The organism is Streptococcus sp. OMI870 (assembly GCF_047460295.1).
GTDB lineage: Bacteria > Bacillota > Bacilli > Lactobacillales > Streptococcaceae > Streptococcus.
Genome location: NZ_JASHGM010000001.1, coordinates 420,944 through 443,073, shown reverse-complemented (window position 1 = coordinate 443,073; position 22,130 = coordinate 420,944). Strand labels below are relative to the sequence as shown.

General features: G+C 38.3%; 24 protein-coding genes and 2 pseudogenes. 22 read left to right on the top strand and 4 right to left on the bottom strand.

What is annotated here, in order from left to right; all coding sequences use genetic code 11:
* The first annotated feature begins 67 nt into the window (after positions 1 to 67).
* From aroA to msr(D), 12 genes are all read left to right on the top strand, one after another.
* The gene (gene aroA / locus QM968_RS02280; protein ID WP_414381907.1) at positions 68 to 1,351 is read left to right on the top strand and encodes a 3-phosphoshikimate 1-carboxyvinyltransferase; all 1,284 of its coding nucleotides are present in this window, start codon (positions 68 to 70) and stop codon (positions 1,349 to 1,351) included.
* Positions 1,344 to 1,829 carry a shikimate kinase gene (locus tag QM968_RS02275; protein ID WP_195529073.1) on the top strand — a complete coding sequence of 162 codons (486 nt, stop codon included), beginning with the start codon at positions 1,344 to 1,346 and terminating at the stop codon, positions 1,827 to 1,829. Before aroA ends, QM968_RS02275 begins: the two co-directional genes overlap by 8 nt.
* Entirely contained in the window at positions 1,820 to 2,674 is an 855-nt protein-coding gene (gene pheA, locus QM968_RS02270) for a prephenate dehydratase (RefSeq protein ID WP_414381904.1), read from the top strand. Before QM968_RS02275 ends, pheA begins: the two co-directional genes overlap by 10 nt.
* The gene (locus tag QM968_RS02265; RefSeq protein ID WP_227038557.1) at positions 2,671 to 3,987 is read left to right on the top strand and encodes an LCP family protein; all 1,317 of its coding nucleotides are present in this window, start codon (positions 2,671 to 2,673) and stop codon (positions 3,985 to 3,987) included. Before pheA ends, QM968_RS02265 begins: the two co-directional genes overlap by 4 nt.
* 62 nt (positions 3,988 to 4,049) lie before the next feature.
* On the top strand, positions 4,050 to 5,408 hold the full coding sequence (gene rlmD, locus QM968_RS02260; protein ID WP_414381900.1) for a 23S rRNA (uracil(1939)-C(5))-methyltransferase RlmD: 1,359 nt from the start codon (positions 4,050 to 4,052) through the stop codon (positions 5,406 to 5,408).
* A 389-nt stretch (positions 5,409 to 5,797) separates the two neighbouring features.
* Entirely contained in the window at positions 5,798 to 6,226 is a 429-nt protein-coding gene (gene aac(6') / locus QM968_RS02255; protein ID WP_002912789.1) for an aminoglycoside 6'-N-acetyltransferase, read from the top strand.
* Between the two features lie 47 nt (positions 6,227 to 6,273).
* Complete coding sequence (locus QM968_RS02250; RefSeq protein WP_414381898.1) at positions 6,274 to 6,882, top strand: Type 1 glutamine amidotransferase-like domain-containing protein; 609 nt, start codon at positions 6,274 to 6,276, stop codon at positions 6,880 to 6,882.
* A 106-nt stretch (positions 6,883 to 6,988) separates the two neighbouring features.
* Positions 6,989 to 7,864, top strand: coding sequence for an aminoglycoside phosphotransferase family protein (locus QM968_RS02245; RefSeq protein WP_414381896.1), 876 nt, complete (start codon positions 6,989 to 6,991; stop codon positions 7,862 to 7,864).
* A gap of 145 nt (positions 7,865 to 8,009) precedes the next feature.
* Positions 8,010 to 8,627, top strand: coding sequence for a DNA alkylation repair protein (locus QM968_RS02240; RefSeq protein WP_049528514.1), 618 nt, complete (start codon positions 8,010 to 8,012; stop codon positions 8,625 to 8,627).
* A 669-nt stretch (positions 8,628 to 9,296) separates the two neighbouring features.
* Complete coding sequence (locus QM968_RS02235) at positions 9,297 to 9,467, top strand: hypothetical protein (RefSeq protein ID WP_000873143.1); 171 nt, start codon at positions 9,297 to 9,299, stop codon at positions 9,465 to 9,467.
* A gap of 385 nt (positions 9,468 to 9,852) precedes the next feature.
* Positions 9,853 to 11,070: a macrolide efflux MFS transporter Mef(A) gene (gene mef(A), locus QM968_RS02230; protein ID WP_000417519.1), complete on the top strand. Its 1,218-nt coding sequence runs from the start codon at positions 9,853 to 9,855 to the stop codon at positions 11,068 to 11,070.
* 119 nt (positions 11,071 to 11,189) lie between these two features.
* Positions 11,190 to 12,653, top strand: coding sequence for an ABC-F type ribosomal protection protein Msr(D) (gene msr(D), locus QM968_RS02225; RefSeq protein WP_000420313.1), 1,464 nt, complete (start codon positions 11,190 to 11,192; stop codon positions 12,651 to 12,653).
* Between the two features lie 117 nt (positions 12,654 to 12,770).
* On the opposite strand, the gene QM968_RS02220 is transcribed toward msr(D), so the two are convergent.
* The 4 genes from QM968_RS02220 to QM968_RS02205 are packed head-to-tail and all read right to left on the bottom strand — an operon-like array spanning position 12,771 to position 14,015.
* The gene (locus QM968_RS02220) at positions 12,771 to 13,070 is read right to left on the bottom strand and encodes a DUF5960 family protein (protein WP_001072467.1); all 300 of its coding nucleotides are present in this window, start codon (positions 13,068 to 13,070) and stop codon (positions 12,771 to 12,773) included.
* Positions 13,057 to 13,425 carry a hypothetical protein gene (locus QM968_RS02215; RefSeq protein WP_000567222.1) on the bottom strand — a complete coding sequence of 123 codons (369 nt, stop codon included), beginning with the start codon at positions 13,423 to 13,425 and terminating at the stop codon, positions 13,057 to 13,059. The genes QM968_RS02220 and QM968_RS02215 overlap by 14 nt, the downstream gene beginning before the upstream one ends.
* Positions 13,426 to 13,437: 12 nt before the next feature.
* Complete coding sequence (locus tag QM968_RS02210) at positions 13,438 to 13,773, bottom strand: hypothetical protein (RefSeq protein WP_000806926.1); 336 nt, start codon at positions 13,771 to 13,773, stop codon at positions 13,438 to 13,440.
* Positions 13,770 to 14,015: a hypothetical protein gene (locus QM968_RS02205; protein WP_001813542.1), complete on the bottom strand. Its 246-nt coding sequence runs from the start codon at positions 14,013 to 14,015 to the stop codon at positions 13,770 to 13,772. Before QM968_RS02205 ends, QM968_RS02210 begins: the two co-directional genes overlap by 4 nt.
* Before the next feature lie 547 nt (positions 14,016 to 14,562).
* Between QM968_RS02205 and QM968_RS02200 the strand changes: the two genes are divergently transcribed.
* The 10 genes and pseudogenes from QM968_RS02200 to QM968_RS02155 all read left to right on the top strand — a co-directional run.
* Complete coding sequence (locus tag QM968_RS02200) at positions 14,563 to 15,315, top strand: lysostaphin resistance A-like protein (protein ID WP_414381894.1); 753 nt, start codon at positions 14,563 to 14,565, stop codon at positions 15,313 to 15,315.
* Between the two features lie 88 nt (positions 15,316 to 15,403).
* Positions 15,404 to 15,895 (top strand): phosphoribosylanthranilate isomerase, encoded by a 492-nt coding sequence (locus QM968_RS02195; protein ID WP_414381891.1) that lies wholly within the window; start codon positions 15,404 to 15,406, stop codon positions 15,893 to 15,895.
* A gap of 42 nt (positions 15,896 to 15,937) precedes the next feature.
* Positions 15,938 to 16,030, top strand: a pseudogene (locus tag QM968_RS02190) (CPBP family intramembrane glutamate endopeptidase); the annotation flags it as partial.
* A gap of 146 nt (positions 16,031 to 16,176) precedes the next feature.
* Positions 16,177 to 16,497, top strand: a complete 321-nt coding sequence (locus tag QM968_RS02185; RefSeq protein WP_414325356.1) for a TfoX/Sxy family protein — start codon at positions 16,177 to 16,179, stop codon at positions 16,495 to 16,497.
* 305 nt (positions 16,498 to 16,802) lie between these two features.
* Complete coding sequence (locus tag QM968_RS02180; protein ID WP_414381888.1) at positions 16,803 to 17,846, top strand: EamA family transporter; 1,044 nt, start codon at positions 16,803 to 16,805, stop codon at positions 17,844 to 17,846.
* A gap of 176 nt (positions 17,847 to 18,022) precedes the next feature.
* Positions 18,023 to 18,631 (top strand): Type 1 glutamine amidotransferase-like domain-containing protein, encoded by a 609-nt coding sequence (locus QM968_RS02175; RefSeq protein WP_414325358.1) that lies wholly within the window; start codon positions 18,023 to 18,025, stop codon positions 18,629 to 18,631.
* Between the two features lie 106 nt (positions 18,632 to 18,737).
* Positions 18,738 to 19,616, top strand: a complete 879-nt coding sequence (locus QM968_RS02170; RefSeq protein WP_227038549.1) for an aminoglycoside phosphotransferase family protein — start codon at positions 18,738 to 18,740, stop codon at positions 19,614 to 19,616.
* A gap of 129 nt (positions 19,617 to 19,745) precedes the next feature.
* A complete protein-coding gene (locus QM968_RS02165) occupies positions 19,746 to 20,531 on the top strand; it encodes an alpha/beta fold hydrolase (protein ID WP_414381886.1) in 786 nt (261 codons plus the stop codon).
* A gap of 21 nt (positions 20,532 to 20,552) precedes the next feature.
* Positions 20,553 to 21,407 (top strand): ADP-ribosylglycohydrolase family protein, encoded by an 855-nt coding sequence (locus QM968_RS02160; protein ID WP_414381884.1) that lies wholly within the window; start codon positions 20,553 to 20,555, stop codon positions 21,405 to 21,407.
* Positions 21,408 to 21,612: 205 nt separating this feature from the next.
* Positions 21,613 to 21,870: pseudogene (locus QM968_RS02155) on the top strand (hypothetical protein); the annotation flags it as partial.
* Positions 21,871 to 22,130 lie beyond the last annotated feature (260 nt).

Here is a 22,130-nt window from a genome sequence, read left to right as displayed (position 1 = left end):
TTGATCAAAAATTGAATTCATGCCCTATTTATGATAGAATATGTGGAAAAGCACTCTGGAGAACGGTATGAAATTAAGAACCAATAGCAAGGGCCTACGAGGAACCATTCGTGTACCGGGTGACAAATCCATTAGTCACCGATCCATTATTTTTGGAAGTCTCGCAACAGGCGAAACCAAGGTTTATGATATCTTGCGTGGCGAAGATGTGCTTTCTACAATTCAGGTGTTTCGAGATTTAGGAGTTTCCATCCAGGATGATGGGGATGTGATTCGGATTCAAGGGGTAGGTTTTCAGGGCCTTCAAGCTCCGACCGCACCCCTTGATATGGGCAATTCAGGAACTTCTATTCGTTTGATATCAGGTGTCCTAGCGGGCCAGGATTTTTCAGTGACCATGGTCGGAGACGATAGTCTTTCCAAACGGCCTATGGATCGTGTAGCGATTCCACTGCGTCAAATGGGAGTAGAAATTGCTGGTCAGGGAGAGCGTGATTGCCCGCCTTTGCATGAAAAAGGAACCCATCAGCTTCAAGCCATTCATTACCGTTTGCCAGTCGCATCGGCTCAAGTCAAGTCGGCTCTCATCTTTGCTGCTCTACAGGCTGAGGGTGAATCGACGATTATCGAGAAGGAAAAGACACGTGACCATACAGAGGATATGATTCGCCAATTTGGTGGGGAGATCCAGGTAGACGGAAAAACTATCCACATCCAGGGTGGCCAAGAGTTCCAGGGTCAAACAGTCATCGTTCCTGGAGATATTTCCAGTGCGGCCTTTTGGTTAGTGGCTGGACTCATCCTTCCAGAGAGTGAGATTAAGATTGAAAATGTTGGCATCAACCAAACGCGGACAGGGATTCTCGATGTCATCCAGGAAATGGGGGGAGATCTCACTGTTGAGGATCGGGATGAAAAAGCTGTCTCGGCAAGTCTTACTGTTAAGACTTCGTCCTTAAAAGGGATTCGGATTGATGGGGAGTTGATTCCACGCTTGATTGATGAATTGCCGATTATTGCCTTACTTGCGACACAAGCAAATGGTCAAACTGTGATTGCGGATGCTGAAGAGCTTCGTGTGAAAGAAACAGACCGTATCCAGGTCGTAGCAGATAGCCTCAATGCTATGGGAGCCAATGTTGTGCCAACGGAAGACGGCATGGTCATCACCGGACCGACTCCCCTACATGGAGCTGACTTAGAGACCTTTGGGGACCACCGGATTGGCATGATGGCTGCCATTGCTGCCTTATTGGTGAGAGATGAAAATGTGGTGTTGGATCGGGCAGAAGCCATCAACACTAGTTACCCTAGTTTTTTTGAAGATTTGGAGACCTTACTACATGGCTAAAATTTTACTTGGTTTTATGGGAGCTGGGAAAACGACCGTTGGTCGCATTCTTGATCCAAAATTCCATGATATGGATGAATTAATTGTTGAAGAGATTGGCATGTCAATCAATGACTATTTCGCAGTGGAAGGAGAAGCTGCCTTTCGTCGCCGTGAGGCTGAGATGCTGGAGCGCTTATTGGAAAATGAAGCGGCTATTATCTCTCCTGGAGGTGGGATTGTTGTCAACCCTCATAACCGTGCCCTATTGGAAAAAAATCCACACAACATTTATTTGCGCGTGGATTTTGAAACCTTGTACAGTCGCATTCAAAATGACAAAGCTATGCAACGCCCTCTCTTTTTAAACCATACTAAAGAAGAATTCAAGAAGATCTTTGAGGGACGCTTACCCTTGTATGAGGACATTGCTACCCATATTGTGGATGTTAAGGACAAAACACCTGAAGAAATTGCGGAGATCATTCGATGCTTGTAGGCTACCTCGGTCCGAAAGGATCCTTTACCCATGATGTGGCCACTCATAGTTTTCCAACTTCTGAACGCGTCGCCTATAAGACGATCACAGATGTCATTAAGGCCTATAAGAATCAAGAAATTGATTTTGCAGTCGTCCCAGTTGAAAACTCTATCGAAGGCAGTGTCCACGAGACCATCGATTACCTCTTTCACCAAGGGACCATCCAGGCCGTTGCAGAAGTGGTCTATCCCATCAAGCAACAGCTCTTGGTGGCTAGAAAAGATCGGCCTATTCGAACGGTCTATTCGCATCCACAGGCCTTGGCCCAAGGGAAGGCTTTTCTAAGGGCCCATTATCCAGATGTGGCCATGGAAATGACGGCTTCAACAGCCTATGCAGCCCGCTATGTAGCAGAACATCCAGAATTGGAGATTGCAGCTATTGCCCCTCTGGCAGCAGCCAGTGAGTACGGTTTGGAAGTCCAGGCCAAAGACATCCAAGAAATCGAGGACAACTACACGCGGTTTTGGATTTTAGGGGCAAAAGAGCCCTTGATTTCAGAAACTTTGAATCTTTCGAGTCAAAAGATTAGCTTGGCTTTAACCTTGCCAAGTAATCTGGCAGGAGCCCTCTATAAGGGTTTGTCCACCTTTGCTTGGCGGGGAATCAATTTAACCAAGATTGAAAGTCGTCCCCTAAAAACAGCTTTAGGAGAGTACTTTTTCATTATTGACCTCCTAAATGAAGCGCCTGATCTTGTGCACTTTGCCTATCAAGAATTAGACAGTCTGGGCATTCAGACAAAAGTCTTGGGTCAGTATCAGGTCTATACTATAAAAGATAACGGAATGGAGAAAAGATGAGTAACGAATCCAACTTTCTATCTCACCATGAGCGAAAGCGATTAGAGTACTTATACTCAAATTTTCATTATTTGAATGAACGAGAACAACTAGAATACAATTATTTGCTCCAAAAAAGCCAAGGAGTTTATGAGGAAACAGAAGCCCTTCAACAGCCTGAAGTAGCTGCTACTGAAGAAGTGCAAGGGGAGATTACTGAACCGATTGGTGACCTTCCTGTTTACCAATCACGTAGCAAAAAAACAAAGAAAAAAGCAGTTGCTGCGACGAGCGATCTACCTAAGAAACCACGGAAAAAGATCCGCGTCAAGCGGATCCTCAAGTGGATAGCTCTCTTTTTCTTGCTCATTATCGGTGGCATGGTCTTTATGTTTGTGAAAGGCCTCAACAGTAAACCAGCTGGTAAAGATGCCAAGCCTGCTGTCGTCGAGAAATTTAACGGCAAGAAGTCGCGAGATGGGGTCAATATCCTGATCTTGGGGACAGATGGTCGGATCGGTGAGAAATCAGATGAGACTCGGACAGACTCCATCATGGTGGTCAATGTCAATAACAAAGAAGGCAAGATCAAGATGGTCAGCTTCATGCGGGATACACTGGTCCATATTGATGGAGTGAGCCAGCAAAATATTCCTGAATATGATGGCTACTATGACCAGAAGCTCAATACTGCCTTCACCATCGGGGAGCAAAATAACAACCAAGGGGCTGAATTGGTGCGTCAGATGCTCAAAGATAACTTTGACATTGACATCCAATATTATGCAATGGTCGATTTCAAGACCTTTGCGACAGCGATCGATACCCTCTTCCCAAATGGGGTCGAGATGAATGCGCAGTTTTCAACGGTTGATGGCGAAAAGGTCAGTGAAGTAGAAGTACCAGATGATTTGAACATGAAAGACGGTGTCGTTCCGCAACAAACCATCAAGGTTGGAAAACAACGGATGGATGGCCGGACTCTTCTCAATTACTCGCGTTTCCGTAAGGATGATGAAGGGGACTTTGGTCGGACCCGTCGCCAACAAGAGGTCATGTCTGCCATTATGCACCAGATCAAGGATCCAACCAAACTCTTTACGGGATCAGAAGCCCTTGGGAAAGTCTTTGCTATGACGTCTACCAATGTACCTTTCTCCTTCCTATTGACCAATGGACTTGGCCTGGTTGGAAGTGCTGGAAAAGGAATTGAACGAGTGACCATCCCAGAAAACGGGGATTGGGTCGATGCCTACGATATGTATGGGGGCCAAGGCTTGCTGGTCGATTTCGATGCTTATAAAAAGAAATTGTACCAAATGGGACTGAGATGATATAATAAGGGGATAGGAGTTTTGGACTCCATCCCTTTTAATTTGTAGAAAGATAGAACACCATGTTAAAGAAAAATGAAATTGTAACCGTTGAGATTGTCGATTTGACCCACGAAGGAGCAGGAGTGGCTAAGGTCGATGGCCTGGTCTTTTTTGTGGAGAATACCTTGCCTGGAGAAATCATCCGCATGCGCGTGCTTAAAGTCAACAAAAAGATTGGCTACGGAAAAGTAGAGGAGTACTTAGAAAAATCGCCTCACCGAAATGAAGAGCTCGATCTTGCCTATTTACGAAGCGGAATCGCCGACTTGGGTCACCTGGCTTATCCCGAGCAACTGAAATTCAAGACCAAGCAGGTCAAGGATAGCCTCTACAAGATGGCGGGAATCACTGATATGGAAGTGCCCCTGACCTTGGGGATGGAGCATCCTGTCCAGTATCGCAACAAGGCCCAAGTCCCTGTCCGTCGCGTCAATGGTCAGGTAGAGACAGGCTTCTTTCGGAAGAACTCTCATGATTTGATGCCGATCGAAGATTTCTACATCCAAGATCCCGTCATTGACCAAGTGGTCTTGGCGCTTCGGGATTTGATTCGTCGTTTTGACCTCAAGCCTTATGATGAGAAGGAACAGTCTGGCTTGATTCGTAACCTTGTCGTTCGTCGAGGTCACCATTCTGGAGAAATTATGGTCATTTTGGTCACTACTCGTCCCAAGGTTTTCCGTGTAGACCAGTTGATCGAGCAGCTGATCAAGCAATTCCCAGCTATCAAATCTGTTATGCAAAATATCAATGACCAGAATACCAATGCCATTTTTGGGAAAGAATGGCGGGTTCTCTATGGTCAAGACTATATTACGGATCAAATGTTGGGCAATAGCTTCCAAATCTCTGGACCAGCCTTTTACCAGGTTAATACCGAAATGGCAGAGAAACTCTACCAGACAGCCATTGACTTTGCGGAGTTAAAAGAAGAGGATGTGGTCATTGATGCTTATTCAGGAATTGGAACCATTGGATTATCTGTCGCTAAGCATGTCAAGGAAGTTTATGGTGTCGAAGTCATCACAGAAGCCGTGGAGAATAGCCAGAAGAATGCCAGCTTAAATGGCATCACCAATGCCCACTATGTCTGTGATACAGCAGAAAATGCCATGAAGAATTGGCTCAAGGAAGGCATACAACCAACCGCCATCCTGGTCGATCCACCACGCAAGGGCTTGACCGAAAGCTTTATCAAAGCAAGCGCCCAAACAGGAGCTGACCGTATCGCCTATATCTCCTGTAACGTCGCAACCATGGCGCGTGATATCAAACTCTATCAAGAGTTGGGATACGAATTGAAGAAAGTCCAGCCGGTGGATTTATTTCCGCAAACGCATCACGTAGAATGTGTAAGCTTGTTAGTAAAACGCAACTAAACCTCAAAAGGTTCACTGAACCTTTTGAGTCCCACAAACACATCACGTCGAATGTGTAAGTTTGTTAGTGAAACGTAGCTAATCCTCAAAAGGTTCCCCAAACCTTTTGAGTCCACAAACGCACCATGTTGAGGTCGTATCACTACTTGTACGAGCTGAGGCATCAGCGAAGCAGAAGTAGATGATCTGCCCATGCGATATGACTCGCAGAATGAGGAAGGAAACCGACGAAATGATACGGCAACAGCGAAGCGCCGAGTGTGTAGCTTTGCTCTTCCGATCTGAGACAGTCGAAAAGTAGAAGGGGATGGTATTGGTATCAATCAATGAGTAACAAAGTAACGGCATGATTCGAAACATTTTCTTGTAATTTGCGGAGGAACATCAATATGGATGGAATAACAAAAGATTCTATAAAAACGGCTAAACTAATGAAACAATTATGGCCCCAATTGACCGATAAAGAAGCTATTGATGAAGTAAAAAGATATACGAATGGCAAAAATACTGCAATCTTTACTGAAGTTGAAGGTGACACAATTGTAGGTCTAGCACTATGTTCACTCAGATTTGATTATGTTGAAGGTTGTAAATATAGTCCTGTTGGATTCTTAGAAGGGATTATTGTCGACGAGGAATATCGTTTAAAGGATATTGCTAAAAATCTCTGTACAAAATGTGAGGAATGGGCGAAAAATAAAGGATGTAAGGAATTTGCAAGTGACTGTACTTTAACAAATACGGATTCTATAAGATTTCATCTCAATATTGGATTTCAGGAGGCAAATAGAATTATTCATTTTAAGAAGAAATTATAATTTCAGAACGTGGTCAAAATTTATGTATCTTTAGAAAGTGTGAAAGATTGGACGAACAAATTTTTTTGATGGGTGGAAATCCGCCGATAAAGAACCATACGATTGTTAATAAAATTGTGTCATCAAGGAAGATCGAAAGAATTGTCATTTTTACAGTTTATCGAGAAAATTGGGAACCGTATATGAAAAAGTACACGGAAGTTTTCCGAAGCCATTTTTCTAACCTAAACACTGATTACTTACTCTTGGATACTGAGCAAATTAATTTTGATAGCTATCTAGATGCTGATCTAATTATTATCGGTGGTGGAAATACGGAAAAGTATTTAGCTACTTACGTCAATCAGCAGTTCAAAAATTATATCGATCGCATGCTGAATAAAGGGGCGAAAGTTATGGGATTTTCTGCAGGAGCCCTATTATTAGGAGAAAAAGTCTATGTTTCACCTAATGATAATTCAGATCATCAGATAAAGATAAAAAATGGATTAGGACTCTTTAGTCAGTTTTTAATTAGTGTTCATTATGATTCATGGAATGATAAAGCTAATAAGGATAGAGCTGAAGAACTCGTTAATGTTCCCATAATTCCACTAAATGATCATTCCTGTCTTGTATTGGATAAACTTGGAAACATAACAGAGAAAATTGACTAGTTTCCATTATCTAAATCTTGATCTAGGTAACTAAAGTGTAGACGAACTGGATAGGTTACTAGTGAAAACTGCAAAACGTGTTGTGAAATGAATCGGAGAGTGTTTGATGGATTTTAGTAGTAAGATAGCCATAAATAAAGGCTGGTCAGATGATAAAAAATATTGTGTGACAGATCAAAATCAGCAAAAATATTTCTTGCGTGTTTCTGATAAGGAGAAGTTAGATTCTAAAAAATATGAATTTGATATGATGGAGAAAGTAGCTTCTCTTGGAGTTCCGATGTGTAAACCAATTAGCATTGAACTCTGCGGTGACGAAGTATATTCTTTACACGAATGGATAGAAGGGAAAGATGCAAGAGAAACCATTTTAACTGTTTCGAAAGAACAACAATACACTTACGGAGTAGAAGCAGGAAGAATCCTTAGAAAAATTCATTCTCTTCCTGTTACAGAAGTTCGTGAAGATTGGGAATCCTTTTTTAATCGTAAAATTGATGACAAAATCTCCAAATACAAAGAATGTCCCGTTCAATATGAAAATGGTCAGATCCTTATTGATTTTTTAAATGCAAATCGAGAATTGTTAAAAGATAGACCTCAGGTTTTCCAACATGGAGATTATCATATCGGAAATTTCATGATTGGTGAAGATCGTAAAATTTATGTCATTGACTTTGATCGATTTGATCTTGGAGATCCTTGGGAGGAATTCAATCGTATTGTATGGTCTGCTCAAGTCTCTCCCTCTTTTGCCTCTGGTATGATAGATGGATATTTTGATCATAAGGTTCCGGATTTATTTTGGAAGCTTCTCGCCATCTATATTATAAATAACATAGTTGGTGCTTTGCCATGGTCTGTTCCTTACGGAATCGAAGAAATAGCAGTAATGCAAAATCAAGCTAAGGAAATTTTAGAATGGTATGATGGTATGAAGCAAATCATTCCTAGTTGGTACTTGAACAAGAAGACTGAATAATATAAACGTTGGAATTTCAATTTGGGGAAAAGCATATTACGATTACTTGATAATATTATTTCGAATTTAAATCACTATAAATACTTGTACAGAATTTAGTAGTTTCAGATTTTGAAACTTAGAATATTCTGAGGGGTAAAATTGCATGAAAGAATATATTTTAAGTTTGGAAAAAGAATTTTCTTTAATAGAAAATGGGTTTAAAGTAGAAGAGAATAGAGCACTTGTTGATTATAAATCAAACGACAATGCATATAATAAAGAGTTAGCATTTTTAGCCTTTAAATCAAATGTATACCAAGTTAGAATGTTCAGTGTATTTCTCTTTGGTTATTTATCATCAGATGAAGAAATCTTGAGATTTATGCGAGATGAAGTTTCTAAAGATGATAATTGGAGAGTTCAGGAAGTATTAGCAAAGGCATTTGATGAATTTTGTAAGCAAACAGGCTATGAAAAATCCCTTCCAATTATTGATGAATGGTTAATAAATAATAATCCTAATACAAGGAGAGCAGTAACAGAAGGATTAAGAATATGGACAAGCAGACCATATTTTAAAGATAATCCAAACGAAGCTATCAGACGAATTGCAGCATTAAAAGATGATTCCAGTGAATATGTTAGAAAATCAGTTGGCAATTCTTTGAGGGATATTAGCAAAAAATTTCCAGAGTTGATTAAAATTGAGCTTGATGGTTGGGATATTAATAGTAAAGAGATTCAAAAAGTTTACAAGTTAGCAAGTAAATTTATTAAGTGACAATTATCAGCTATAAAGTTTGAAAAATGCCTAACTATAAAATATTTTCATTCTATAGTATAATTTTAAACAACAACTCAATCACTTTCGTTCTATAATATAGAAGTTTGCTAGCACCACATGTTGAGGCGGTAAGTTTGCTAGTCAAGGAGTAAAACGACGAAGATTAGCATTTACTTCCGCCCATGCGATAGCTGTCCGTGATTGACAAGTGCTAGCACGCAGACAGAACGGAGATAGCGAACCGCTGAGTGTGTCGCTCTGCTCGTAAAAGCTTAGAAACCTTTGAACGAAAGGGATAATGAAAGCCTTGATTGCAAGGCTTTTTGCTTTATGGTGGGTAAGTATCAGAGTGAGAAAATTTTTGGAATGAGTAGAAGTGATAGCTAGAAATTATCAGTTTCTATTTCCATTTACCCTGTGGGTACGTGTTTGTTTCCATTGACAAGGAGTTTGTGGGAATAGAAATGTACCCACCTTGTTTGAATCAAGTGAAGTGTAGTTGAAGGAAATCTGTTGAAAGCAATACTTCATTTTACCGAATAAGTAATAATTTAGGCAACTTCAAATCGATTAAAAAAAACTATTTTAAAGGTTAAGAGTAGACAAAAATTGTCCACTCTTTTTTGCAAACTCAATTTATCAATAAATGAAATGAGGGAATGTAAAATGAAATATTTTGAGGTTGAGTTAGAAAATCCTGATGAATTTTTAAAACTACAAACAGAAGATTTTGTGAAAGCTAATCGCTTGCTACTAAGGAAGATAATCCAGAGCGTTACAGTCTATGAAGAAAACTTCGTCATATCCTTTAAATCTGGCATCGAATTGGAAGTATGAGTCTCATTCCATAACTTTTATATTGAACATATCATCTTGTTGTGTTATACTATAAATTGATATAAACAAAGATGTAGGAGGAACCGAAACTATGACAGCCTCAATGCGTTTAAGATAAGCTGGCAATAAAAAAAGCAGAATCTATACCCGATGATAGGCTTTTTTGTTGTGCTTATTTATACGATATTGAGCATTCATTAGTTACGGTGAGGATATTGGTTATTTAACTATACCTTTATTTAACTATGTCTTTAATATGAATGTTTCCAAATTGTATGTATGCAGACCAAAAGCCACATTGTGGGGTTTGGCCTGCATTTTTTATTGCCTAGAATGCTATTCAAAATAGAAATTCAAGCAAAATAATATGCAGGAGATAATATAAATGGAAAAATACAACAATTGGAAACGAAAATTTTATGCAATATGGGCAGGGCAAGCAGTATCATTAATCACTAGTGCCATCCTGCAAATGGCGATTATTTTTTACCTTACAGAAAAAACAGGATCTGCGATGGTCTTGTCTATGGCTTCATTAGTAGGTTTTTTACCCTATGCGATTTTGGGACCTGCCATTGGTGTGCTAGTGGATCGTCATGATAGGAAGAAGATAATGATTGGTGCCGATTTAATTATCGCAGCAGCTGGTGCAGTGCTTGCTATTGTTGCATTCTGTATGGAGCTACCTGTCTGGATGATTATGATAGTATTGTTTATCCGTAGCATTGGAACAGCTTTTCATACCCCAGCACTCAATGCGGTTACACCACTTTTAGTACCAGAAGAACAGCTAACGAAATGCGCAGGCTATAGTCAGTCTTTGCAGTCTATAAGCTATATTGTTAGTCCGGCAGTTGCAGCACTCTTATACTCCGTTTGGGATTTAAATGCTATTATTGCCATCGACGTATTGGGTGCTGTGATTGCATCTATTACGGTAGCAATTGTACGTATACCTAAGCTGGGTAATCAAGTGCAAAGTTTAGAACCAAATTTCATAAGGGAGATGAAAGAAGGAGTTGTGGTTCTGAGACAAAACAAAGGATTGTTTGCCTTATTACTCTTAGGAACACTATATACTTTTGTTTATATGCCAATCAATGCACTATTTCCTTTAATAAGCATGGAACACTTTAATGGAACGCCTGTGCATATTTCTATTACGGAAATTTCCTTTGCATTTGGGATGCTAGCAGGAGGCTTATTATTAGGAAGATTAGGGGGCTTCGAAAAGCATGTATTACTAATAACAAGTTCATTTTTTATAATGGGGACCAGTTTAGCCGTTTCGGGAATACTTCCTCCAAATGGATTTGTAATATTCGTAGTTTGCTGTGCAATAATGGGGCTTTCGGTGCCATTTTATAGCGGTGTGCAAACAGCTCTTTTTCAGGAGAAAATTAAGCCTGAATATTTAGGACGTGTATTTTCTTTGATCGGAAGTATCATGTCACTTGCTATGCCAATTGGGTTAATTCTTTCTGGATTCTTTGCTGATAAAATCGGTGTAAATCATTGGTTTTTACTATCAGGTATTTTAATTATTGGCATTGCTATAGTTTGCCAAATGATAACTGAGGTTAGAAAATTAGATTTAAAATAAACAATATTGGAGGAATATTTATGTATCTTATTTTCATGTAACTCTTCCTGCTAAAATCGCAGGGTTTTCCCTGCATACAAGCAAATGAAAGCATGCGATTATAGACAGGAGGAAATGTTATGGAATTAATATTAAAAGCAAAAGACATTCGTGTGGAATTCAAAGGACGCGATGTTTTAGATATAAATGAATTAGAAGTATATGATTATGACCGTATTGGTTTAGTAGGAGCAAATGGTGCTGGAAAAAGCACTTTACTCAGGGTACTTTTAGGAGAATTAACTCCCCCAGGATGTAAAATGAATCGTCTGGGTGAACTTGCCTATATTCCCCAGTTGGACGAAGTAACTCTGCAGGAGGAAAAAGATTTTGCACTTGTAGGCAAGCTAGGTGTTGAGCAATTAAATATACAGACTATGAGCGGTGGTGAAGAAACAAGGCTTAAAATAGCACAGGCCTTATCGGCACAGGTTCATGGTATTTTAGCGGATGAACCTACGAGCCATTTAGACCGTGAAGGAATTGATTTTCTAATAGGACAGCTAAAATATTTTACAGGTGCACTGTTAGTTATTAGCCATGACCGCTATTTTCTTGATGAAATAGTAGATAAAATATGGGAACTGAAAGATGGCAAAATCACTGAGTATTGGGGAAACTATTCTGATTATCTTCGTCAGAAAGAGGAAGAACGTAAGAGCCAAGCTGCAGAATACGAACAATTTATTGCGGAACGTGCCCGATTGGAAAGGGCTGCGGAGGAAAAGCGAAAACAGGCTCGTAAAATAGAACAGAAGGCAAAAGGTTCTTCAAAGAAAAAAAGTACTGAAGACGGAGGGCGTTTAGCTCATCAAAAATCAATAGGAAGTAAGGAAAAAAAGATGTATAATGCTGCTAAAACCCTAGAGCACAGGATTGCGGCCTTAGGAAAAGTAGAAGCTCCGGAAGGCATTCGCAGAATTCGTTTCAGGCAAAGTAAAGCATTGGAGCTCCATAATCCATACCCTATAGTCGGTGCAGAAATTAATAAAGTATTTGGGGATAAGGCTCTGTTTGAAAATGCATCTTTTCAAATTCCGTTAGGAGCAAAAGTGGCGTTAACTGGTGGTAATGGAATCGGAAAAACAACTTTAATCCAAATGATCTTAAACCATGAAGAAGGAATTTCTATTTCGCCTAAGGCAAAAATAGGTTACTTTGCACAGAATGGTTACAAGTACAACAGTAATCAGAATGTTATGGAGTTTATGCAGAAGGATTGTGACTACAATATATCAGAAATTCGTTCAGTGCTAGCATCTATGGGGTTCAAACAGAACGATATTGGAAAAAGTTTATCTGTTTTAAGCGGTGGAGAAATTATAAAATTGTTGCTTGCTAAAATGCTCATGGGTAGATATAACATCCTAATAATGGATGAACCCAGTAACTTCCTTGACATACCAAGTTTAGAGGCTTTGGAAATACTAATGAAGGAGTACACCGGAACTATCGTGTTTATCACCCACGATAAACGATTACTCGAAAATGTAGCAGATGTAGTTTATGAAATTAGAGATAAGAAAATAAATCTGAAACATTAAATTTAAGGTAGTCGCTGGTCAGTATAGTCTGTTCTGGTTGGCGACTCCATTGTTAAAGAGTATAAAGACTTTAGATTTTATGAATATTAAAAATAGGAACAGTCAATTGAACTGCTCCTATTTTTCTGCTAAATATATTGTAGTTTTCTTATATGTATAATGATAGATTAGCGGATTCTCATCTACGGTACTTACTTCAAATATGAAGAAGTGATCGCGGTTATCTCTGGACTTTTCCTTATTGAGGACAAAGTAATTCTTACGTGAAGTCGCCATTGTTTTTAGGATATCATCAGTTAGGAAGGTCAATGGAATATTCATGTTAGAGTAGCGGTAGAAGTCACGTTCAAAATCTTGGTAGCTCTCGCTATAATAGTCCATTTGTAGGTGATTACGCTGAAACTCAAGCTGATTCATAGAGCACCTCCTCGACAAGTTCAATACTAATAATGTCTTTTAATTTCAAATTGATGTGACCTGTTGTAGTTTTTATCAAAATGAAATCTTTGGTCAGACTTGGTATTGTTCCAGTGTAGGAAACACGCTTGTTTTTTTCAATCACTTGAATGCGTGTGCGTAGCTGCCCGGCGTATACTTGACTGAGGAGTAATAATTTCTTCTCTAGTGATAAGTCAGACATGTACGTTACTTTGTTTGTATCATCAGAGAGTGCTGATGCATGTTCAGATAGGAAAAAGCCCATCCATTTTTGCATCTTTGTATCCTGGTACTCTCTTGCTGATTGAAATGGTAAATATGAACGGTCAATCATATCAAATCCTTTCTATGCAGAGGCAAGGGTATTTTTATCAAATTGAATCGTAAAACCTTGAATTCCCCCACCTGTGTAACATTCTTTAAAGCGATTGATTACCTCAGTATAGATTATCACAGATGAGCTTGTTGGCTTAATGCTAAATGTAAATTCCAATGGTAATCGGTTTTCAGATTTAGCATGTACTAGTCGTATCGATATTTCAGTTGTTTTGAGTTTTCTCTGACGAAGTTTTGAAGTTGCTGTTTCAACGATTCCATGTAAAAATCTTTCAAGCATTTCAATATCATTACATCCTTTGCTACGGATTTCTGAAAATTGTACTGTATTTTTTTCTTGTTTCATTTTAATCCCTCCAATCCACCCGCGGAATGACCACCGATAAGTTTACTGCGTTCAATATTTCTGGAACCTTCAGTTAGGACGGTTCCTTTTTGTATGGCTAAAAAACCAAACTGTTCTCTGACAACATCAATAGCTGTCTGAAGTCTATTATCTTTTTCAATTTGTTCTACATCATCAAAGAGTGATAGTAGAGTATAGCTTTCATCTACGAAGCCACTATAAGATACACCAATTTGTCTCACTGCACCAGAGGTGTATTTTTTCGGAATAATACAAGTACATGACTCACCATTGTTTTGGGGAGATTTGCGGGTTCAATTTTATTCTGAGCATTTATAGATTTTTTCATCTCAGTCCTAGAATAGCCAATATGAATAGAAACGACAGTAGTCAATACTAGGGCTACTGTTCCGTTCCACAGTATCATTTAAAAATCATTTTCACACCCTTTCGTCTATTAGTATAGAAGAAAGCTCTCAGCACACGTTGAGGCAGTATCACTGCTTGTACGAGCTGAGGTATCAGCGAAGTAGAAGGAGATGTTCCGCCCATGCGATAGCTGTCGTAGAGTAAGGAGTTTACGACGAAACGATACGGTTACAGCGAACCGCCGAGTGTGTAGCTTTGCTTGTAAAAGCCTAGAAAGCTTGGTATGAATCAATAATGAAAAGCCTTGATTGTAAGGCTTTTTTTGTGTTTTTGTGATAGAATATAGGTAGTTATAATCGAGAGCAACTAAGAAGCAGTAACAAATATTACATTTAAAATAATCAAAATAAGGAAGATAAAATGACAGAAATTGATAAAAGGAATTTAAAAAATTATCTTTATATTACATTTGGAATTACTTATATAGCTTGGGGGATTCTTGCCATCTTTACGCAATCTCATATTTTTGGATTAGAAACAATTATAGGAAGAACATTACATATAGTAGGTGCACTTGGTCCAGCTATTGCAAGTGGCTTTTATTTGAAAAGGAATAATATAAAATTTCAACATTTTCTATTTAGTAAGAAAGGAAATAGTAGTATTTATTTCATTATTCATTTGTTAGCAATTTTGATACTATTTTCTGTATCTTCCTTAGAATTAAATGAAGTATCCATTTATCTGATGCCATTATTCTTTATACAACTAATTTTTTTTGGTGGTGGACATGAAGAATTAGGATGGAGAGGAATATTACAGCCGTTACTTGATAAAAAATATACTTATTGGCAATCTAATTTGATTGTAGGATCAATCTGGGGAATTTGGCATCTTCCTTTATGGTTTATAGTTGGAGAAAGTCATCAAGGATTTCCTTTTATTTTATTTTTTATATATACATTATTTTTAAGTTTTGTTTTAGGGCTTCTTTACCGTCAAACGAAATCTGTGGGATACTGTATATTATTTCATGCGTTCGCAAATTTGTTAAATCTCTATTTTGTGTTAAAAATTAATGTTATTTTTATTATCATTTTTATTGCTTATTTAATTTATACAATATTGGCGAGTAATAGAATTAGTAAGGAAAAGAATATGTATCCAAAATAACTGGATATACTCTAGAAAATGAAGATGATTTTGTTCAAGGTAATAAAGTAGAAATAACGAACATTTAGATGAAAGGCATAGAGTAAACATGAGTCTCTTATTTGAAGAATTTAAAACCATTTGTTTCCATTTAAATCGAGTCGGAATTACACCGACACTGATGGGGTCTTTGGGATTGGAGTTTAGAACGAAAGAAAATTGGGGGCCGTCTGACATTGACATTCATGTGCCTGGTGACCCTAGAGGTTGGGAAGCACCTGATCATCTCAGAATTTATGATTGGGACAAGATAATGAAAGTAATGAAAGACTTAGGCTACGTCTTAATAGATATTCATGAGCATGAATTCCAAAAGGATCGAGTGAGTGTTGAATTTGGAAGTATCGATTCCTTACCTGATTTTGCAGGAGTTTCGGAATCGGATATAGAGCTTATTCACACTGAAGGTATCACTTTTCGTCTTCCAAGTCTGGAGCAGTATCTAAGTATTTACAAAGCTTCTTCTCAAGACTCCTATCGAAATGATAACAATAACAATAAGGATTTTAAGAAGATCGAGTGGCTGGAAAGACATTTATAAATTATCATTTGAAAAGTAGTAAGTTGTAATACTGGCTGCTATGTTATTTTTATCTTCATTTTTATTGGTCATTTAATTTATACTATATTGGCTAGTAATAGAATTAGTAATGAAAAGCAGGTGGAAAAACTGTAAAAGAGCCAAAGGTACTTTTCTGGGGTGGATATCACGCATATTTTTCGGATTTAGATGGATATTATTGGGAAGTTTCTTGGGGACCCAATTTTCAATTTGATGAAAATGGACTATTGAAATTTTAGTAATTAAGGGAGATAGCAAAAATGGCTTCAAGTAAAGAATATTTAGATTTCATTTTAGAACAATTGTCCGAGTTGGAAGAAATATCATATAGAGCAATGATGGGTGAGTATATAATTTATTATCGAGGGAAAATCATGGGTGGAATTTATGATGATAGATTTTTAGTGAAGCCTGTCAAATCTGTAATAGCGTATATGCCGAATGTAGAATACGAATTGCCTTATGAAGGTGCAAAGGAAATGCTATTGGTAGATGATGTTGACAACAAAGAATATTTAACCGGCTTATTTAATTCAATGTATGATGAGTTACCTGCACCAAAACCAAAGAAAAAGAAATAATAAAATCTCAGTTTATCTAGGTAATACCATTTAACGATAACCTTATGCGATCGTTAAAAAGTATGTGAATATGTTCTCGATGACTGCGCATGTTGAGTGTGTAAGTTTGTTAATAAAACGCAGTTAAACCTCTCGCTTTGACATTTCAAGGCGAGAGGTTTCAAAGCTCCACTGGAGCTTTGAACTCCCCAAACCTTTTGAGTTCTAAGCGAAATACCTGTTTGGATGGAGTGATACTTTGGTTTGGATCTGGGCTGTGATATAGAGGTCATGACCAGAAATAATGAAATAGAGGAGTAAAATTGATGGAGAAAAATAAGCTCAAAGCAATTATGTTTGCCTTTCTGGCAGCTGTTTTTTATGCCATAAATGTACCGATATCAAAGGTTCTTTTGCAGCATGTGGGCCCGACTACAATGGCAGCATTGCTGTATCTCGGTGCTGGGATTGGTATTGGGATAATGTCACTCTTTAATAAGAAGGACAGGGAGAAAGCTGAGAGCCTGACAAAAGCGAAACTTCCCTATATTGTCGGAATGATTGTTCTCGATATTGCTGCACCGATTTTTCTGATGCTTGGAATCAGCTATGGTTCCTCTGCCAATGCCTCGCTTCTCGGGAATTTTGAAATTGTAGCGACGACAGTCATTGCCTTGATTCTCTTCAAAGAAGCTGTAACCAAAAGATTATGGCTGGCCATTGGACTAATCACCCTGTCAAGTATCTTGCTGTCGTTTGAAGGAACAGACAGCTTTCATTTCTCTTATGGTTCTTTGCTGGTGATCATGGCTACCGTTTGCTGGGGACTTGAAAATAACTGCACTAGAGAACTATCATCAAAGAGCACCTATCAAATTGTGATGCTAAAAGGCCTATGCTCTGGTCTTGGCGCTCTGGTCATTGCTCTGATAAAAAGAGAGTCCTTTCCAGGAATCGGCTATATCGCCATTGCCTTGGCTTTAGGTTTTGTAGCTTACGGACTCAGCATTTTCATGTATGTGAGAGCCCAGAATGTTCTCGGAGCAGCTAAAACTAGTGCCTATTATGCTGTCAATCCCTTGATCGGAGCTCTCCTTGCTTTTGTATTTTTAAGTGAATCCTTATCCTGGATGTATGTGATCGCCTTGATCGTGATGGTCATTGGTTCTGCTTTAGTGGTAGTCGATACGCTTATTCGCCAACATGACCATGAACACCAGCATGCATTCACGCATACCCATGGCGGAAGTACCCACACGCATACGGTAAGGCATTCGCATGTCCACAAGCATTATCTAACAGAAGAGAAGCACAGGCATCGTCATTCTATCGAGGAACTAGAGAATCTAGCAGAGGAAAAAGATAGGTAAAAGCAAATAGAAGACAGGCTATTACGAGAGGCTGATAAGAAATCAGAATGAGCTGCCTTTGTTCTGAAATTCGGTAGATGCGAAGAGTTTCTGAGAGCTATCGGTAAAACTTGTATGGACAGATTAAAAGTTGGAGTACCATCTTTGCCTCGTTTTTGAGAAAGGACAAAGAAAAAATGGAAGCACAAATTTTTTTGATGGGTGGAAATCCACCGATAAAGAACCATACGATTGTTAATAGAATTGTGTCATCAAGGAAGATCGAAAGAATTGTCATTTTTACAGTTTATCGAGAAAATTGGGAACCGTATATGAAAAAGTACACGGAAGTTTTCCGAAGCCATTTTTCTAACCTAAACACTGATTACTTACTCTTGGACACTGAGCAGATTGATTTTGATAGCTATCTAGATGCTGATGTCATCATCATCGGTGGTGGAAATACGGAAAAGTATCTAGCTACTTATGTCAATCAGGAGTTCAAAAATTATATCGTTCATATGCTGAATAAAGGGGCGAAAGTTATGGGATTTTCTGCAGGAGCCCTATTATTAGGAGAAAAAGTCTATGTTTCACCTAATGATCATTCAGATCATCAGATAAAGATAAAAAATGGATTAGGACTCTTTAGTCAGTTTTTAATTAGTGTCCATTATGATTCCTGGAATGATAAAGCTAATAAGGATAGAGCTGAAGAACTCGTTCATGTTCCCATAATTCCACTAAATGATCATTCATGTCTTGTATTGGATAAACTTGGAAACATTATTGAGAAAATTGACTAGTTTTCATTATCTAAATCTTGATCTAGGTAACTAAAGTGTAGACAAACTGGATGGGTTACTAGTGAAAACTGCAAGAAGTGTTGGAAAGTGAATCGGAGAGTGCGTGATGAATTTTAGTAGTAAGATAGCCATAAATAAAGGCTGGTCAGATGATAAAAAATATTGTGTGACAGATCAAAATCAGCAAAAATATTTCTTGCGTGTTTCTGATAAGGAGAAGTTAGATTCTAAAAAATTTGAATTTGATATGATGGAGAAAGTGGCTTCTCTTGGAATTCCGATGTGTAAGCCAATTAGCATAGAACTCTGCGATGACGAAGTACATTCTTTACACGAATGGATAGACGGGAAAGATGCTCGAGAAACCATTTTAACTGTTTCGAAAGAACAACAATATACTTATGGAGTAGAAGCAGGAAGTATACTTCGAAAAATTCATTCACTTCCTGTTACAGAAGTTCGTGAAGATTGGGAGGTCTTTTATAATCGAAAAATTGATGACAAAATCTCCAAATACAAAGAATGTCCCGTTCAATATGAAAATGGTCAGATCTTTATTGATTTTTTAAATGCAAATCGAGAATTGTTAAAAGATAGACCTCAGGTTTTCCAACATGGAGATTATCATATAGGAAATTTCATGATTGGTGTAGATCGTAAAATTTATGTCATTGACTTTGATCGATTTGATCTTGGAGATCCTTGGGAGGAATTCAATCGTATTGTATGGTCTGCTCAAGTCTCTCCCTTTTTTGCGTCTGGTATGATAGATGGATATTTTGATCATAAGGTTCCGGATTTATTTTGGAAGCTTCTCGCTATCTATATTCTAAATAACATAGTTGGTGCTCTGTCATGGTCTGTACCATACGGAGTTGAAGAAATAGCAGTAATGCAACATCAAGCTAAGGAGATTTTAGAATGGTATGATGATATGAAGCAAATCATTCCTAGTTGGTATTCGAACAAGAAGAAGACTGAATAATGTAAACGTTGGAATATCAATTTGAAGAAATGTCGGGATTATTTGCTCAATTTCAAATATGTCTAACTATCTTTAAAACAGATGATTTTTATCACTACGAGTTAAAGTCCTACAGTAAGGAGTTTAAACATGAAATTCCATGAATTTGGGGATAAGAATTCACCTCCTATCTTGCTCATACACGGTGGTGGCAGTTCTTGGTGGAATTATCTTCGTCAAGCAAGGATCTTATCAGAAGAATACCGTGTTATTTTACCTACTTTGAATGGCCACGGCGAAGAATATCCACTCGATTATGTTTCTACGGAAGATTCCGCTTTGGAGATCCTAGACTATATCAAAGCAAACTGTGGTGGAAAGGTGTTTGCGATCGGTGGCGTTTCGCTTGGCGGTCAAATTGCTATGGAGCTTTTGTCCTTAGATAGCGAGATAGCTGAGAAGGCCATTATAGACGGAAGCCTCTGTATTCCTCAACCAGGGTTAGCTAAACTCAGCATCTTTCTAGTATCCCTATTTGGTAAACTGATGTTCAGTAAATTCTCTTGTAAACTCCAGTTAAGCATGATGAACAAGCTCTATCCTAAACTGGCTTATCCAGAGGAGATAAAAGCTTATTATTTGGAGGATCTGCCAAGGACGCCTATCAAAACATTAGTGACTATTTACAAAACCTATATGGGGCGTTACAAGCTCAAGGACACGATTTCTGCTAGCAAGGCGCAGGTTCTGTATATCTACGGTGAAAAAGAATTAAACTGTGTGAAAGCATCGGCTAAATTATTTCAGCAGCTCCATCCCAATACGATCCTGTATGAAGCGAAAGGCTATAACCACGGCTATTTATCAGCTTATCTGCCTCAAGAGTGGATTGAGTTGGTGGTACCATTTTTAAAGAGCGACCCATTGGAAATCTGATATGCTGTAAGGAGGAATCTGATGTTAGGAGCAATAGTTGGAGACATTGTTGGTTCTGTTTACGAATGGGACAATATTAAAACGAAAGACTTTCCATTATTTCGTGAGGATTGTTTTTTCACTGATGATACGGTTATGACCTGTGCTGTTGCTGAAGCCATTATGAATGGCGGTCAGAAGGATGACTTTATTGATGCCATGAAAAAATATGGTAGGATGTATCCCGATGCAGGTTACGGTGCAAGATTTGGGAATTGGGTTGATGGCGACGATCGAGAACCTTATAATAGCTTTGGCAATGGCTCAGCAATGCGTGTTTCTCCATGTGCCTGGACCATGGATTGTAGTTTCTGTGCACGAACGGGAGCCTGGCCGTCCAAAAGAGCAGTTGCACGACTTTCTGCAGAGGTGACTCATAACCATCCAGAGGGAGTCAAAGGAGCTATGGCGACGTCTGATGCTATCTTTATGTGTCGTTATTACTTTGGAGGTTACAGTGGCGACTATGGAAAACCGATCAACGATAATCCTACAGAGTGTAAGAGACTCATCAAGGAACACATAGAACAAGAGTATGGATATAATCTTTCTCAAACACTAGATGAAATTCGTCCTACTTATCGTTTTAATGAAACTTGCCAGAATACGGTACCTCAGGCCATCATTGCCTTTCTTGAAAGTACAGATTTTGAAGATGCTATTCGAAATGCGATTTCTCTTGGTGGGGATAGTGATACTCTTGCTGCTATCACAGGAAGTATCGCCGAAGCAGCTTATGGAATCCCTGATTGGATCAAAGACAAGGCCTATAGCTATCTCGATGAGCCTTTGAAAGATGTGCTCAGACGATGGGAAGAAACGGTTGTAATAAAATAATAGATAGGGGTTATGCGGACCGATACTGAATGACGGAGGGGTATCAATGGTTATATTGGAATTGTATCAAGGTGATTATAAAAAAGATTTAGTCGTGTTTGATTCTTTAGAAGAGGGAAGAGCCTTTGTAGCGCAAATCCCGGGATATACTTTAGAAAAAGAAGATAGTTTTGATGTGGAGTATTTTAATCCAAAAAATCTACCGGCTATCACTTTGAAATTGGATGAACTCGACTTGACTAGTCGACTTGATGTTCCACGCGTTCAAGAAACTTTCAAAAAGCATCTATGGTCAATCCCACCATCAAATACAAGTGATGTCACTCAATTATGGTATGGATTACAGTGGTCAAGTAACAGTGACTCTCTATTTTGGAATGAGTATTATAGTCTTATCCGTCTAGATGAAAATTATTTGATGACTGATTTTAAACTAGCTGCCAAAGTAGCGCGTGATGAGTAAATACGATTTTGAATAGTTGAATTCGCTTATGCCTATCTAAAGGAATTAATTTATTTAGTTCGTTTTTTTGTTTTTGATTTAAATTTAAAACGATTTCTAATTCTGGGTTGAATAAATTACACGAACTAAATATTAAATAGTTTTAAAAAAAGTTCGAAAAATACTTTACAAGTCTCTGAAAACATGATATATTGATGAAGCTTAGAAAATGAGATGATGTTTTCTAGCAAATATAAACCCGAGTAAAAAATGCCTACGGA